Annotated in this window: 17 protein-coding genes; 5 read left to right on the forward strand and 12 right to left on the reverse strand. The window is 34.9% G+C overall.

Features of this window, described 5'->3' with window-relative positions:
* Nucleotides 1–38 precede the first annotated feature (38 nt).
* The 5 genes from Q0Y70_RS04430 to Q0Y70_RS04450 form a co-directional block, all read right to left on the reverse strand.
* Nucleotides 39–698, reverse strand: coding sequence for an adaptor protein MecA (locus tag Q0Y70_RS04430; RefSeq protein WP_297817260.1), 660 nt, complete (start codon nt 696–698; stop codon nt 39–41).
* Nucleotides 699–803: 105 nt separating this feature from the next.
* Complete coding sequence (spx, locus tag Q0Y70_RS04435; protein ID WP_297817263.1) at nt 804–1,202, reverse strand: transcriptional regulator Spx; 399 nt, start codon at nt 1,200–1,202, stop codon at nt 804–806.
* A gap of 241 nt (nt 1,203–1,443) precedes the next feature.
* A complete protein-coding gene (ptsP, locus tag Q0Y70_RS04440) occupies nt 1,444–3,183 on the reverse strand; it encodes a phosphoenolpyruvate--protein phosphotransferase (RefSeq protein ID WP_297817266.1) in 1,740 nt (579 codons plus the stop codon).
* Nucleotides 3,183–3,449 (reverse strand): phosphocarrier protein HPr, encoded by a 267-nt coding sequence (locus tag Q0Y70_RS04445; protein WP_297817269.1) that lies wholly within the window; start codon nt 3,447–3,449, stop codon nt 3,183–3,185. Before Q0Y70_RS04445 ends, ptsP begins: the two co-directional genes overlap by 1 nt.
* A 120-nt stretch (nt 3,450–3,569) precedes the next feature.
* Nucleotides 3,570–3,764: a hypothetical protein gene (locus Q0Y70_RS04450; protein WP_297817272.1), complete on the reverse strand. Its 195-nt coding sequence runs from the start codon at nt 3,762–3,764 to the stop codon at nt 3,570–3,572.
* Nucleotides 3,765–3,973: 209 nt separating this feature from the next.
* Between Q0Y70_RS04450 and Q0Y70_RS04455 the strand changes: the two genes are divergently transcribed.
* Nucleotides 3,974–6,130, forward strand: a complete 2,157-nt coding sequence (locus Q0Y70_RS04455) for an ATP-dependent Clp protease ATP-binding subunit (protein ID WP_297817276.1) — start codon at nt 3,974–3,976, stop codon at nt 6,128–6,130.
* A gap of 114 nt (nt 6,131–6,244) precedes the next feature.
* Nucleotides 6,245–6,523 carry a DUF1827 family protein gene (locus tag Q0Y70_RS04460; RefSeq protein WP_297817281.1) on the forward strand — a complete coding sequence of 93 codons (279 nt, stop codon included), beginning with the start codon at nt 6,245–6,247 and terminating at the stop codon, nt 6,521–6,523.
* A 53-nt stretch (nt 6,524–6,576) separates the two neighbouring features.
* Here Q0Y70_RS04460 and Q0Y70_RS04465 read toward each other — a convergent pair whose 3' ends face one another.
* Both Q0Y70_RS04465 and Q0Y70_RS04470 read right to left on the reverse strand, forming a co-directional pair.
* Nucleotides 6,577–8,145, reverse strand: a complete 1,569-nt coding sequence (locus Q0Y70_RS04465; RefSeq protein WP_297817284.1) for a peptide chain release factor 3 — start codon at nt 8,143–8,145, stop codon at nt 6,577–6,579.
* Entirely contained in the window at nt 8,145–9,011 is an 867-nt protein-coding gene (locus tag Q0Y70_RS04470) for a hemolysin family protein (RefSeq protein WP_297817287.1), read from the reverse strand. The genes Q0Y70_RS04465 and Q0Y70_RS04470 overlap by 1 nt, the downstream gene beginning before the upstream one ends.
* 108 nt (nt 9,012–9,119) lie before the next feature.
* On the opposite strand from Q0Y70_RS04470, the gene Q0Y70_RS04475 reads away from it, so the two are divergent.
* On the forward strand, nt 9,120–9,581 hold the full coding sequence (locus Q0Y70_RS04475) for a hypothetical protein (protein ID WP_297817290.1): 462 nt from the start codon (nt 9,120–9,122) through the stop codon (nt 9,579–9,581).
* Between the two features lie 7 nt (nt 9,582–9,588).
* Here the strand turns inward: Q0Y70_RS04475 and Q0Y70_RS04480 are convergent, their stop codons facing one another.
* The 3 genes from Q0Y70_RS04480 to recX are packed head-to-tail and all read right to left on the reverse strand — an operon-like array spanning nt 9,589 to nt 11,494.
* Complete coding sequence (locus tag Q0Y70_RS04480; RefSeq protein WP_297817292.1) at nt 9,589–10,080, reverse strand: hypothetical protein; 492 nt, start codon at nt 10,078–10,080, stop codon at nt 9,589–9,591.
* On the reverse strand, nt 10,013–10,642 hold the full coding sequence (locus tag Q0Y70_RS04485; protein ID WP_297817297.1) for a DUF402 domain-containing protein: 630 nt from the start codon (nt 10,640–10,642) through the stop codon (nt 10,013–10,015). Before Q0Y70_RS04485 ends, Q0Y70_RS04480 begins: the two co-directional genes overlap by 68 nt.
* Nucleotides 10,643–10,678: 36 nt before the next feature.
* Nucleotides 10,679–11,494 carry a recombination regulator RecX gene (gene recX / locus Q0Y70_RS04490; RefSeq protein WP_297817300.1) on the reverse strand — a complete coding sequence of 272 codons (816 nt, stop codon included), beginning with the start codon at nt 11,492–11,494 and terminating at the stop codon, nt 10,679–10,681.
* Nucleotides 11,495–11,608: 114 nt separating this feature from the next.
* On the opposite strand from recX, the gene rlmD reads away from it, so the two are divergent.
* On the forward strand, nt 11,609–12,988 hold the full coding sequence (gene rlmD / locus Q0Y70_RS04495) for a 23S rRNA (uracil(1939)-C(5))-methyltransferase RlmD (protein WP_297817303.1): 1,380 nt from the start codon (nt 11,609–11,611) through the stop codon (nt 12,986–12,988).
* 352 nt (nt 12,989–13,340) lie between these two features.
* Here the strand turns inward: rlmD and Q0Y70_RS04500 are convergent, their stop codons facing one another.
* The gene (locus Q0Y70_RS04500; protein WP_297817305.1) at nt 13,341–14,291 is read right to left on the reverse strand and encodes an alpha/beta hydrolase; all 951 of its coding nucleotides are present in this window, start codon (nt 14,289–14,291) and stop codon (nt 13,341–13,343) included.
* Nucleotides 14,292–14,410: 119 nt separating this feature from the next.
* Here Q0Y70_RS04500 and Q0Y70_RS04505 point away from each other — a divergent pair, with 119 nt between their 5' ends.
* Complete coding sequence (locus tag Q0Y70_RS04505) at nt 14,411–14,707, forward strand: hypothetical protein (RefSeq protein ID WP_297817309.1); 297 nt, start codon at nt 14,411–14,413, stop codon at nt 14,705–14,707.
* Here Q0Y70_RS04505 and Q0Y70_RS04510 read toward each other — a convergent pair.
* Nucleotides 14,704–15,480 (reverse strand): UTP--glucose-1-phosphate uridylyltransferase (locus Q0Y70_RS04510; RefSeq protein ID WP_297817312.1); only part of this gene is annotated, 777 nt, incomplete at its 5' end. The two genes, Q0Y70_RS04505 and Q0Y70_RS04510, sit on opposite strands and share 4 nt — an antisense overlap.

Consider the following 15,480-nt stretch of genomic DNA (forward strand, 5'->3'; position numbering starts at 1 on the left):
ATTTATTACACAAAAAAAGACGGATTTTATCCGTCTTTTTAAGCTTTAACAAAATATCTTCTTAAGTTGCCTAGAGCATCTTGAGTAATTAGTCGTTTGGCTTGTGATTTTATCTTTTCGAATTTTTTAAGAGGTATCGATGTACCAAATTCATTCGCAATTGCCCAGGCATCAGTTGGCTTCATTTCGATATAGTTATCATCTAAAAATGCCAAATCTAAGAAATAATGATGTCTAAAAGTGTATAAGCTAGATGCTAAGCCTTCAACTTGCAAGCTTTCTGCTAAGCCCACAGTTGCATCAATTCCTTCAATTTCATAAATACGATGATTAAGATCGTCACTATCTTCACTTATTTCAGTTTGACGTGAAGAAGAAGCATCGCTGCTAACGCCCGTTAAACCTTCTAAGAGCTGTTTTAATTCTTGATTGGTAGGATTATCCTCTTCATCATTTTTATCGGTTACCTTAGTGATTAAGAGCTCTAAGCCGCTACTACTTGGCATAACTTGAAAAGTTACAGGATCATCTTTTGCAAAGGTATGATCAGTATCAACTTCTTTGAGAATTTGGTAAAAGAAGTTTTGAATTTGACTTTTATTGCCAAGCAAATCAAGCATTGTTATACCTCTTTCTTTCAATTCAGCGGTATCCATATTAACTTGAATTGTATTTTTACTAATTCTATGTACTTGCACTCTACTCACCCCTATTAATATCATTTTTTCTATTGTAACCTATTTTGACGAACAAACAAAAGCGATAGCAAAATAGCTATCGCCTTTTAAAATAATTTAAGAAATTTAGAAGCTGATCATTGCTTGAGCTTCTTCAAGCTCTAAGCGACGAACCTTTCTCGGTAAGAATCTTCTAATCTCGTCTTCGTTATAGCCCACTTGAAGACGGCGGTCATCCATAATAATTGGACGACGTAAAAGACTAGGATTCTTTTCGACTAAATCGATCAACTTATCAATTGATAAGTCATCTAAATCAATTCTCAGGCTCTTAAACGAGCGAGAACGAGTAGATATTATTTCTTCAGTCCCATTTTCGGTCATCCGCAAGATTTGCATGATTTCATCTTTTGAAAGAGGTTTAGCAAAAATATTTCTTTCTTTGAAAGGAATATCATGTTCCTTTAACCATGCTTTTGCCTTACGACATGATGTACAGCTAGGTGATGTATATAAATTAACCATTAATCTACACTCCTTTGTGCAGTAAAGACTACAAAAAGCTATATATAAATTATATAAATAGCTGAGTTACTAATTCTCTTAAGTAACCTATAATAAAAATCAACTTATCAACCTTACAGCTATACTGTACCACTAATGAGTGAATTATATGTGAAGATACGCTCTGTTTTTTTAATAAATATTAAAAATAGGAATAAAAAAAGGAAAGTATATAGATATGTACTTTCCTTAATAAGTTATATTAGTAGTTAATACCAAGTTTTTTCATAGTTTCTTGAACTAATTTTTCATTTTCTTCATAAGTTTCAGAAACGTAGCAAGCTTTATTAGCTAATTCTTTAATGTCCTCAGTATTAATTTGTTTCATCAAACTTCTAATACGTAAGATAGAAGTTGCACTCATTGAATATTCATCAAGTCCCATTGAAAGTAAAATTGGGAACATAATGTTATCACCGGCAGCTTCACCACACATACCACACCAAATACCATTTTCATGAGCACCATCGATAGTATGTTTAATCAAACGCAATACTGAAGGGTTATATGGTTGGTAGAGGTAAGAAACGTTATCGTTACCACGATCAGCAGCCATAGTGTATTGAATCAAATCGTTAGTTCCGATTGAGAAGAAATCAACTTCTTTAGCAAATTGATCAGCTAAAACTGCAGCTGCAGGAACTTCGATCATCATACCAACTTGTAAATTATCACCGATCTTTACACCATCTGCGAGTAATTTATCTTTTTCTTCCTTCAAGATCTTCTTAGCTTCGCGTAATTCATCTAAAGTACCGATCATTGGGAACATGATGCCTAAACTACCGTATGCAGAAGCACGAAGTAAAGCTCTCAATTGAGTTCTAAAGATATCTTTGTATTGGATTGACAAACGAATAGCACGAACACCCAAGAATGGGTTCATTTCTTCTGGTAAATTCCAGTAATCCAAGTGCTTATCGCCACCGATATCACAAGTTCTAATAATAACTTGTTTACCGTTCATACCTTCGATAACTTTCTTGTAGGCTTCAAATTGGTCTTCTTCACTTGGGAAATCAGATGAATCCATGTATAAGAATTCAGTTCTGTATAAACCAACTGCTTCAGCACCATTTTCAAGTACACCCTTCATATCATCAGGAGTACCAATGTTGGCAGCAATAGTATAGTGCTTACCATTTGCAGTAACTGATGGTTCATCTTTTAATTTCTTCCATTCAGCTTTTTGCTTTGCAAATGCTTCGCCCTTTTCAGTGTATTGCTTAACTTGTTCTTCAGTTGGGTCGATAATAGCAACACCATCTAAACCATCAGCAATAACCATTTGACCATTCTTAACATCCTTAGTAATAGTATTAGTACCTACTACTGCTGGAATTTCAAGAGAACGAGCCATAATAGCTGAGTGAGCAGTTCTACCACCAATATCAGTGATAAAGCCTTTAACGTATTTCTTGTTTAATTGAGCAGTATCACTTGGAGTTAAGTCATGAGCAATCACAACAACTTCATGATCAATAGCAGCTGGGTCAGGAAGACTTACGCCTAATAAGTGAGCCATGATACGCTTAGAAACATCACGCACATCGGCAGCTCTTTCTTGCATATATGCATTATCAGTCATACCTTCAAAAATAGTGATAAATTTTTGAGCGGTTTCGTCTAATGCAGCTTCGGCGTTAATTTTTTGATCTTTAATTTCTGTTTCGATAGCACCAGTAAACTCTGGGTCACTTAAGAATAAAAGGTGAGCATCGAAGACTTGTGCTTCATCCTCACCTAATGTTTCTTTAGCTTTGTCGCGAACTTGTTCAAGTTCAGAAGTTGATTCGTTAACTGCCTTTTTGAAACGGGCAACTTCACTCTCAACATCGCTTACTGAAGTTTTCGAAAACGAAAGGTCAGGTTCCACTAGCAAATATGCTGGTGCAACGGCAATACCATCACTGGCTGCAATACCTTGTAAAGTTTTCGTCATTATTCAGCTAAGCCTTCCTTTTTCATAGTATCTGCAATAGCGTCGATAGCTTCTTTTGCATCATCACCATCTGCAGTAATAGCTACATCAGCACCTTGGCCAACACCAAGTGACATAACACCCATGATTGACTTCAAGTTAACTGACTTGCCATTGTATTCCAAGTTAATATCTGAGTTAAACTTAGATGCAGTTTGAACTAACAAAGTAGCTGGACGTGCATGAATACCAGTTTCAGCAATAATATGAAATTCACGTTTTTCCATTTTTTAGGATCTCCTTTAAAATCAAAAATAATCGGGAGTTAAAACCCATTCGCTTACTAGATTATCATGTTTTCAAAGTTAAAACAATATGAATGTAATGGTTTTCATTAAAATAAATGACTAATTTTCATTTTTTACGGGTTTATACACAATTGAGCCACCTCTTTGTGCCACTCCGGTAATATCCTGTCTTTTTCCAAAATTTCTTAGTGCTGCTTGAAAACCAAAAGCATCTTTTGCTTCAACTTTATATTCTTCGAGCTTACCTTCTGCTAACTGATTTAATATCTCTTCATATTTTGACTCTTGTGACATTTTTTCTATCCTTTTTTATTCTTAATCTGAATTAAAAAATTAATGCCTAAATATTTTATCATGAATCTATTAATTAAGTTATCAATTCACTTGCATTTAGTAAGTAATCCTAGTATGATATATACAAATTAGCACTTGACTAGTATGAGTGCTAACAATACAATTTATAGTGAATTGATATGAACATAAATGAAAGGCGGCAAATAACAATGTTATGTCAAAATTGTCATCAGCGGCCTGCCTCCATTCACTTATATACTAACGTAAATGGACAAAACCGTGAAATATCTTTATGCCAGCAATGTTATCAAGATCTTAAAAATGAACAAGGAAACAACAATAATATGAACAACGAATTTTTTGGAAATTTTGATGATTTATTCAATGCATTAAATAATCAAAATAAAAATCAAAATCCTAATGACCAAGATCCTAGAATGCAGATGGGTGGCGGTCGAATGGGCGGTGGAAACGGACGCCAATCCTTACTTGACCAATACGGAACTGATTTAACCGACTTAGCTAAAAAAGGTAAAATTGATCCAGTAATCGGACGCGATAAAGAAATTGCTCGTGTTATCGAAATTTTAAATAGAAGAACTAAAAATAATCCAGTTTTAATTGGTGAAGCAGGTGTTGGTAAAACCGCCGTAGCCGAAGGTTTAGCCCAACAAATTGTCGATGGATCTGTTCCGGCTAAATTGCAAGATAAGCGCATTATTTCTTTAAATATGGTTTCTTTAGTCCAAGGAACTGGAATTCGTGGCCAATTTGAACAAAGAATGCAGCAATTAATTAAAGAGTTAGAAAAAGACCCTAGAATTATTCTCTTTATCGACGAAATTCATGAAATTGTTGGTGCGGGTAACGCTGAAGGCGGTATGGATGCTGGTAATATCATCAAGCCAGCTTTAGCTCGGGGCGAATTACAATTAATTGGAGCTACTACTATTAAGGAATATCGCAATATTGAAAAAGACTCCGCTTTAGCAAGACGTTTCCAACCAGTGGAAGTTAAAGAACCTTCAATTCAAGAAACAATCCAAATTTTGCAAGGAATCAAAAAACGTTACGAAGCTTATCACCACGTCCACTACACTGATGATGCGCTTGAAAGTGCGGTTAAACTTTCTTCACGTTACATTCAAGATCGCTTCTTACCAGATAAGGCTATTGACTTACTCGATGAAGCTGGTTCACGTATGAACTTAACGATTCCTTATGTCGATAGTGAAAAATTAAAAGAGCGTATGGATGCTGCGGAAAAATTAAAACAAGAAGCTCTTCAAAATGAAGATTATGAAAAAGCAGCTTACTATCGTGATCAAATTGAAAAATATGACAAATTAAAGGATCAAAAAGTAGATCCTGACAAAATGCCAACAATTACTTCTAAGATTATGGATAAGATTGTTGAAGAAAAGACTAATATTCCAGTCGGCGATCTTCAAAAACAAGAAGAAACTCAATTAAAGAATCTATCTAGTGATCTTAAAGATAATGTCATCGGTCAAAATGCCGCTGTAGAAACAGTAGCTCGTGCCATCAGAAGAAACCGTGTTGGTTTCAATAAGTCAGGTCGTCCAATTGGCTCTTTCTTATTTGTTGGACCTACTGGTGTGGGTAAGACTGAACTTGCCAAACAACTTGCTAAACAAATTTTTGGTACTGAAGATGCGATGATTCGCTTTGATATGAGTGAATACATGGAACAATATTCAGTTTCTAAGTTAATCGGCTCTGCTCCTGGTTATGTAGGATATGAAGAAGCTGGACAATTAACAGAAAGAGTGCGTCACAACCCATATAGCTTGATTTTGTTTGATGAAATTGAAAAAGCTCATCCAGATGTTCTTCACCTCTTCTTGCAAATTCTTGATGATGGTCGTTTGACCGATTCGCAAGGTAGAACTGTTTCATTTAAAGATACTATCATCATTATGACCTCTAACGCAGGTCAAGGAATTAAAGAGACTAGCGTTGGATTTGCAGCTGAAAATAGTCATCAAGAACAGTTCAAGAGAGTTATGAGTCAATACTTTAAACCAGAATTCTTAAACCGTCTGGATGATATTGTTGAATTCAATGCTCTTGAAAAAGATGATTTACTCAAGATTGTCGATTTGATGCTTGCTAATACCAATCAAATGGTCCAAGACCAAGGCCTTCATATTGATGTGACAGATGAAGCTAAAGGATTATTAGTTGATAAGGGTTATGACCCAGCTATGGGTGCTCGTCCACTACGTCGAACAATCCAAGAAGAAATTGAAGATAAAGTTGCTGACTACAAACTTGATCATCCGCAAGCTAAAGACTTGATCGCTGATATCGACAATGATCAAATTAAGATCATCGAAAAATAATCACTATAAAGTTTCGCTTCATTGCGAAACTTTTTCTTTTATTAATGTTTTTTATGTTCAGAAAAAAGGCGTATACTAAAATAGAAAGAAGATTTAATAAAGGGCGTGAACTAAATGCATTTGATTGATGTCACAAATACTTTTAGGGATGTAGTTGAAAGACAACTTGCATCAACCAACAGTCAATTTGTAAAGGTCTATTCATTAGGTAATACTACAGTAGTTTATAGTGAAACTTCTGATAAAATTGAAATTGTTATGGAAAATCATAAAAGAGCAATTAAACAAGATGAAGTTGAATTTGTCATTAAACGTTTAATTCACGAAGATACTATTTACGACATAACAGTTGATAAAAGTCGCAAGATAATTTCAATTACTTGTGATAGATAAAATTTTCATACCAAAAAAGACTGAGAATTCAAAAATCTCAGTCTTTTTTGATTTTATAAACGTGAACTTAGTTCAACATCTGGATACTTATCTTTAAACCATCTTTCAGCAAATGCATTTTCAAATAAGAATAATGGCTCGCCTTCACGATCTTTAACTAACAAGTTACGCGATGATGACATCTTGGGATCAAGTTGGTCCGGATTAATCCAGCGTGCTACACGATTCCCTAAGCTGTGAAGTTCAACTTCAGAGTTATATTCATTCTTCATTCTGAAGGAGAATACTTCAAATTGTAGCTGTCCGACTGCACCTAAGATATAATCATCAGTCGCCCAACCACGATATAACTGAATAGCACCTTCTTGCACTAATTGGTTCATCCCTTTGTGGAATGACTTTTGCTTCATTACGTTTTTAGCAGTAACTCGCATAAAGATTTCCGGAGTAAATTGCGGCAGTTCTGGATAAACAATCTTTTTCTTACCAGCATAGATGCTATCACCAATTTGAAAGTTTCCAGTGTCATATAAACCAACAATGTCACCAGCTACAGCGTCTGATACTTGAACACGCTCACTTGACATAAATTCAGTAGCGTTATTCAAACGAACAGGTTTACCCGTTCTAGCTAAGGTAACATCGATACCTTTTTTAAATTCGCCACTTCCGATTCTTACAAAGGCAATTCGGTCGCGGTGGTTTGGATTCATATTAGCTTGAATCTTAAAGACAAAACCGGAAAACTCAGGATCATCAGCTTTTAATTCCTCATCTCCATTTACCAGATGACTTTCTGGCGCAGGAGCCAAGTTAACAAAGCTATCTAAGAAAGTTTCAACTCCAAAATTCGTTAATGCAGAACCAAAGAAAACGGGAGTTTGATCACCTTTAAGAACTTTTTCTTTATCAAAGCTATTACCCGCTTCTTTTAAAAGATCAATATCATCTAAAGTTGATTGATATAATCCATCTTGAGCTAGGGGCTCACTTTCATCTAATTTTCCTTGGCTATTTAGTGGCAAATAGCGGTCTTTGTCATCTTTACGATAAAGTTCAACCCGATTATTAGCGATATCGTAAAGTCCCTTTAATTGCTTACCCATACCAATTGGCCAGTTCATAGCTACTCCTTCGATACCGAGCAAGTCCTCTAATTCAGCGATTAAATCAAGTGGCTCACGACCATCACGGTCCAGCTTATTCATGAATGTAAAAATTGGAATGCCACGTTTTTTAACAACTTTGAAGAGCTTTTTAGTTTGTGGCTCAATACCTTTAGCTGAATCAATTACCATAACTGCTGCGTCAACCGCCATTAAGGTACGATAAGTATCTTCAGAGAAATCTTGGTGTCCAGGAGTATCCAAGATATTAATTCTCTTACCTTGGTATTCAAACTGCATAACTGAACTAGTTACAGAAATACCACGCTTTTTTTCAATAGCCATCCAGTCACTAGTTGCGTAATGTCCGCTTTTACGAGCCTTAACAGTACCAGCACTTCTAATTACCCCACCAAAAAGGAGCATTTGTTCAGTAATCGTTGTCTTACCAGCATCTGGGTGGGAAATAATGGCAAATGTTCTTCTTTTCTTTACTTCATCTGTTAATTTATTCATTAATCTTTTGCTACTTCCTCTTTTTTCTTTTCTGGAATAGTCAATAACAAGGTTAAAAGACGTGACCCCTTCATTCGTCGAGTAGTTAGAGTCATCCCATTATCTAACTGCACACTTAATTTTTCGCCTTTGGCCGGAATTAAACCTAGCTTAGTAATTACATAGCCAGCTACAGTATCGACATCTTCCATTTCTAAATGCGTGCCAAACTCATCATTAAAGTCAGTTAGGGGCATTTTACCATAGATAACATACTGATTATCGGAAATTTTATTAAATAAAACCTGCGCCTTATCAACCTCATCGTCGATATCACCCACAATTTCTTCAATTAGGTCTTCAATTGTCGCCAAACCAACAACTCCCCCATATTCATCAGTCAAAATTGCTAATTGACGCTGGGTCTGCTGCATTTCAAGCAATAATTCGCCTAATTCCATTGTTTCTGGTGCAAAAAGCGGTTTAAACATCACATCTTGATAATCCAATTTATCAAAGCCCTCTTTTCGAGCTTTACGTAAGACCGTTCTAATATGAATAACACCGACGATTTTATCTTTATCACCATCATAGACAGGCACTCTAGAATACGGTTCTTTCAAAATCTCATCCAAATTATCTTGAAAGTCATCATTAATATCGACCATAAAAGCATCAGTTCTCGGCACCATGACCTCACGGGCAACTTTACTTTGAAAATTGATAATGCCATCCATCATAAAATATTCACGATCTGTAATCTTATGATGATCATGCAAGTTTTTAAGTTCTAACTTAATTTTTTCGGGTGTATCGAGCTGATCTTCACCATGCAATTTTGCTCTCAATTTACTAAAAAAATCATTCGCGGCCGGGTCATTACTCATCTCTTTTTTCACTCTTTCTTAAAATCGACTGCTAACAATTAATTAACCGTCATTATATCATAACCTAATATATGTTAGAATAAAGGCTAAGAAACGAGGTTAAGTTATATGAAAAAAGAACGTATCTATCTAGTATTTACCTTTCTTTTACTTATTCCCTACATCTGCAGCCTAGCTATTATTGGTATTGGCTATAATGCGTTAGTTCGTCATTCTGATAACTTATGGCGAACTGTTATCGGAGCATTAGTAGGGGCAATAATTATGTTTGCAATTAAGGCAACCATTCAACGTCCTTTAGATTTAGTTTCAGATAATATTCCTGAAAATTTATTTAAGCAATTTTTGCGCTTTTTCAGTATTCGCCGCCGTAAGTTATTCTTAATTGGTAATGTCGTCTTAGACTTTGTCTTGTGCTGGCTTGCAACCGTAATCGTCAGATCTGTTTTACCTCTAAAAATGATTACTGGTACATCTACTGGCTGGGTTTTGTTAGTCATGCTGATTTCAACTTGTATTGGAGCCTATATTGAATACGATAACTTATCAATTGATCCTCAGCAGCGCTAAAATATAATTACTTTTGTAAACTGGAGTCCAAGTATAATACTTGCTCCAGTTTTTTATTTGATAAATTCAAAGTAGTTAAGATGTATGGGTGTTGGCTATCGCCTGGATTTTCATGGAAAACCACTTTTTCTTGTGCTAACTTATCTAAGAAAGTTGGAATCACAAAATTTAGAGGTTGACTGAAAAAGCTTAAATTCATGTCATCAGTTTCAACCTCTGCGACTTCACTAGCTGGTAATTCAAAATGGTTTAATTGTTTAGGCAGCTGCTTAATCTTCTTATCAGTAACCACCCCATACCAAAACATGAAAGTATCTGGAGCAAAGACAACCAAACTTGCTCTTTGATTAGTAAGGCCGTTTTTTTCTAAAAACTTCTTAAAAATTGGATCATTTTCGGTTTCTTGAACTTGTTGTCCAAAACTTCTTTGATTATCCATTTGATTCGGCAAAAAAACTTTGCCGATAAGGTTCATTTCCGAGAATCTTTCTTTCTTCATTTTCTTTCCCCTTGAAAAAACTATTTTTGTAATCTGGCCGTAATTCGTTATAACGTTCATACCAAATATTGGCGAATTGTGGTGAAAACGGTCCGTTGCCTTTTTCAATCCAGTCAAGTAATTCTAAACTGGCTCCTCGTAAAACCGTATCAATTTTTTCACCATAATGCCATCTTTTTTTGTTCATTGCATACTCATCAACATCAAGCAAACGTGTCTCGCCGTCCGGAAAAACTTTGATATCGAGATCGTAATCGATATATTTTAATGCTTGACGATCAAGTACGAATGGACTAGCTAAATTACAATAATATGCTACTCCTTCTGGACGCAGCATAACAATCACATTAAACCAAAGTTTCTTATGAAAATAAACTATCGCTGGTTCACGACTTAGCCACTTGCGTCCATCGCTTTCTGTAATTAAGGTCCGATCGTTGACCCCAATTAAAATGTTCTGCTCGGTTTTTACGACCATCGTATCGCGCCACTTGCGATGGAGCAATCCATTATGTTTATAACTCTCAATGGCGATATAATCGCCTTCTTTTGGTCCAGCCAATTGACTCACCTTCTCGCTTTTCATTATACCAGCAATTTAATATTCATCTATTTCGGATAAATCAATAACTTCCCCATTTAAAAATGAATCAATTTCTGTAGAAGAAAAACCATGTTGGAATAAATAGCGCTTAACTTTTTGCTTACGAGTGAATTCATCTTGATTACGATAGCGTTTATAAACTTTGATACCCTGTTTTTTTAATGCTTCTAATTGTTCTTGGTCGTCATTATTTAAATCAAGTGCATCAACTATTAAATCTGCAATATCAGATGAAAAACCGTGACTGAGCAACTTAGTTTTAGCCTTACGGATAATTTCTTTACTTGCTAACTTTCCTTGCTGGTGAATTAATGAATGAACTAGGCGCGTACCTGCTTCTTGCCAATCCTGATCTTCAAATTCATCCAAGCAATTTTGAATAATTTCTGTGCTCACACCTTTTTTGGCAAGCTTATTTTTTATGCTCTGCGGTCCGTCTTTTCCAACTCGTAAATTATTCTTGATAAATAATTCGCTATACTTGCTATCATCTAAATAACCGAGCTGTGTTAATGTCTCAATAGCATTATTTTGCGCTTCTGGATTAATTTCGTGTTTATTTAGATATTGCGCTACTTCATAAATAGATCGAGGCTGATAACTTAAAAAATTCATTGCTAAACTTGTTGCACGACTATCAAGTTCAGCTTGTTTGATCTCTTCAACTTGTTGAGGACTTAATTCTATACCTTTAAAAAGCCGATACTCAGTCAAAGTCTTTTCACTAACTCCAAAAGCAAATTGATTGTCCAAGAAGATATTAAAATAGCCTTTTCTTTTTTGAGTAGTAACTTTAGTAATTATTGCCATAGTTACCCTTTCTTTTTGATAAAATGATTATACAGATTACTTGTCACAATAAATAATTGCGCTTATCATAATTGTGACACTTTTTTGCGTAAAAAACGAAATGAGGACTTAATTTTGACCAAATTTGCAAAAAACAAACAAGAAAAAGATATCATAATTACCATTAAACGGCTAGGGATAAACGGTGAAGGGATTGGATACTATAAAAAGAAGATCATTTTTATACCCAATGCTTTACCAAATGAAGTAGTTGTTGCTAGAATCACAAAATCTTACCCTCACTATTTAGAGGGCGAATTAGTAAGAATTAAAGAAAAATCGCCAGACCGTGTAGCTTTACCTAAAGGTGTTGATCCAGAAATTGGAGGGCTAGAACTTGCACATTTAGATTACAAGGCTCAATTAGATTTTAAAAAGCACTTGATTTTAGAAGCATTACGTAAGTATCATCCGCGTAATTTTAATAAGATCAAGGTAAAAAACACACTACCTGCTCCAGAAATATGGCATTATCGCAATAAAGCTCAATATCAAATTGAATTCAATAAAGGGAAAACAAAATTAGGACTTTATGCTCCTAATTCTCATCGCTTAATTGATGCAGAAGTTATGCCGACTCAATCAAAGGATACGCAACTAGTAGAAAGAAAAATCAAGCAACTCATTGATAAACTCCATATTAGAATTAGTGACTATCGGCATAAATCAGATGGAATTAAGACCATTGCAGTTCGTCAATCAAACGCTACTAAAGAAATTCAAGTTACTTTGATCACCGTCGGTAAGAAGATTAAAAATTTAAAATTATTAGCTCAAGAAATCATGAAGCTAGATAATGTTGTCAGTGTTTTTCAAAATGAAACTCAGTGGGATAATCCACAGGTTTGGGGTAACAAAACCATCAAGCTTTTTGGTAAAAACCACATTATGGAAGAAATATTAGGCAGTAGATTTAAACTTTCTCCAAGAGCATTTTTCCAGTTAAATCCTATTCAAACACAAAACTTGTATTCGCAAGCTCTAAAATACCTTGATTTATCCCCAGATCAAACTTTAATTGATGCTTACTCAGGAGTTGGAACATTAGGTATTTTAGCAAGCAGTCAGGTTCATCAAGTAATCGGAATAGAAACGATTGCAGAAGCAGTTGCCGATGCTCAAGAAAACTGCAAGTTGAATCATGTCCGTAATGCTGAATATATCCAAGGCAGTGTTGAAAAAGTTCTGCCTAATCTAAAAAATCAAGGCGTCTCAATTGATGCTTTAATTGTCGATCCGCCGAGAACTGGATTAAATAAAAAACTTATCAAAACTTTGTTAGAAGTTAAACCGGAAACTTTTGTATACATATCATGTAATCCATCCACTCTAGCAAAAGATTTAGTTTTATTAAGTGAAGTTTATGATGTACGTGTGATAAAACCAGTTGACATGATGCCACAAACACCACGCTGGGAAGGCGTTGCAAAATTGGTCTTAAGAAAAGATAGATAAACAAGCAAAATCATAATTATATAATTATAAGGAGAAGTTTCTTCTTATTTTTTTGTATAAAAAAGCAGGCTGCTGACTTATTAGGTCATTTGCAAGCCTGCTGTTCAAGTGGATGAGGCAAAAATAACTATCTAGCTTTACGATATTACGTCATCATTATTGCTATCGTAATTGGATCAACATCACTTGTTTTGCTTTGTATTGAATAACGACTATCTGATTATTAAGAGAATCTGTCTTTAAAACACTACAATCTGGAGATAAAAACTTTATATGAATAACTTTACCTCTTCCACATACTCATTATAGCAAGTTGTGTAAGCACTTTCAAAGATTAATGAATTTTTTTCTATTAATGAACATATTTATGCAAAAATTTATCCACATGTTTTTGATAGTCAACTGGATTTGTCTGAAAACTTTTCGCATGGCCAGCACCTTTTACTATCCAGAGACTCTTTTTGGAATGGTTAGCACGATAATTTTCATAAACCATTTTCGTAGGAACAAAGGTATCTTTTTGACCATGGATAAATAAAGTTGGCAACTTATTTTTCTTTAATTGATTAACACTTGACCCATCTTTTAGAAAATAACCGACTTTGATCCTATTGATCACGCTCAAGATTTCAACCATTGGGAAACGTGGAAAAGCTGGCATATTATAGATGTCTTGTGCTTCATGTTCAATTTCATCTTTAACATTGCTATAACCACAGTCTTCTACAACGGCTTTAACTTGGTGGGGAATCTTCTCACCCGCAGTCATCATTGCCGTAGCAGCTCCCATACTGACACCAAAGATCACAATTTTATCATTAGGATTTTTTTTAGCTAGCAAACTTAGCCATTTTTTAACATCACTTTTTTCTACCCAGCCATAACCAATGTATTTTCCTTGGCTTGCACCATGTGCCCTTGCATCAGGCATCAAAACATTATAGCCCAATGAATGAAACATTGCTGAATAAGGGCCCATCGTGTCTTTCGTATTCATATATCCATGCAAAATCACGACTGTCTTTTTACTATGAGGATAGGCAATATAGTTTGCATCCAAGATATATTTGTTGTCACTGGATCTCATCTTTATATTTTGCTTAGGTGCTTTTTGATACCAGATCTTTTGTTGATATAAGGGATCGCTTTTTTTAATCACTTTCGAATTAGAGCTAAGAAAACTTTTGTGTCCCGGTACACAAGCTACATTGAAAAAATACATTCCTGCTGATAAAAAGGCCACTATAGTAACTGTTAAAATAGTAATTAGAGAAATCCAAAGCTTTCGATGTTTATGCCACATAGTTAATCTTCTTTTCTTTTAAATTAAATGATATATCTATATTAATCATATTAAATATAGATTTAAAGTCTTGAATTTCTATAAATTTAGTTAACTAGTTTCATATAGGGGAACAAAAAATGCAACTAACTAATTTTTTACACTTAGTAAATGATCTTGATAAGTCATATACAATCTTTTTTTGCAAAGAAAAAAATGGACCACAATGGCCCATTTTTAAGGTTAATCTTACTTCTTCAAAATGTATTCTTGCATGCCAAAAGGATAAAAAACCAAAAACGATTCAAGATATCCTCTATCTCTTTAGTCGACTAAAGCAAAAAAATATCAGCTTAACTGTTCAATCTGAAGGACAAGAATATCATTTTTTTGGCATCCAAATTGATCCTCAAAGAAAGCGAATCAATCTCCTTTAAAGCTGCAAAAGTTGTTTCTTGGTAGTGTTTTTACCTTGCTTAGATAATTTAGCTCCTAAATCAATAATATATTGTTTTAAGGCATCTTTTGTTTCCGGATGAGTCAAGCCATATTCGATAGCTGTTTCCAAATATCCTTCCTTATTACCCACATCATGGCGTTCGCCTTTGAACTCATGAGCAAAAACTCTTTGCGTCTTGTTCATAGTGTCGATAGCATCAGTTAATTGAATTTCACCACCACGACCAGGCTTTTGAGTAGCCAAAATATCAAAAATTTCTGGTGTGAGCAAGTAGCGTCCAATAATTGCCAAATCACTTGGTGCCTTATCTACATCAGGTTTTTCCACAAATGATTGCACATTGTAAAGGCCCGATTCAATTTCACCAGAAGGATCAATCACACCGTATTTGGAAACTTCTTCATGTGGCACGCGCATCACCGCGATCGTAGAAGCATGAGTCTTATTATAACGATCAATTAATTGCTTAGTAAGCGGCTCTTGATCATTCATCAAGTCATCCCCAAGCATAACAACAAATGGTTCGTCACCCACAAAACTCTTAGCGCGGTAAATAGCATCCCCCAAGCCAGCTGGATGAGGTTGACGTGTATAATACAAGTTTACCCCTAAATCAGTAATTGATTGAGTTAACTTCAATAGCTTATCCTTATGCTTTTCTTGTAAATCTTGCTCTAATTCAGGATTTGCATCAAAGTGGTCTTCAATTGATCGCTTATTTTTACCAGTAACTATTAAAATATCCTCAAT

The organism is uncultured Lactobacillus sp., assembly GCF_947367085.1.
Classification (GTDB): Bacteria; Bacillota; Bacilli; order Lactobacillales; family Lactobacillaceae; genus Lactobacillus.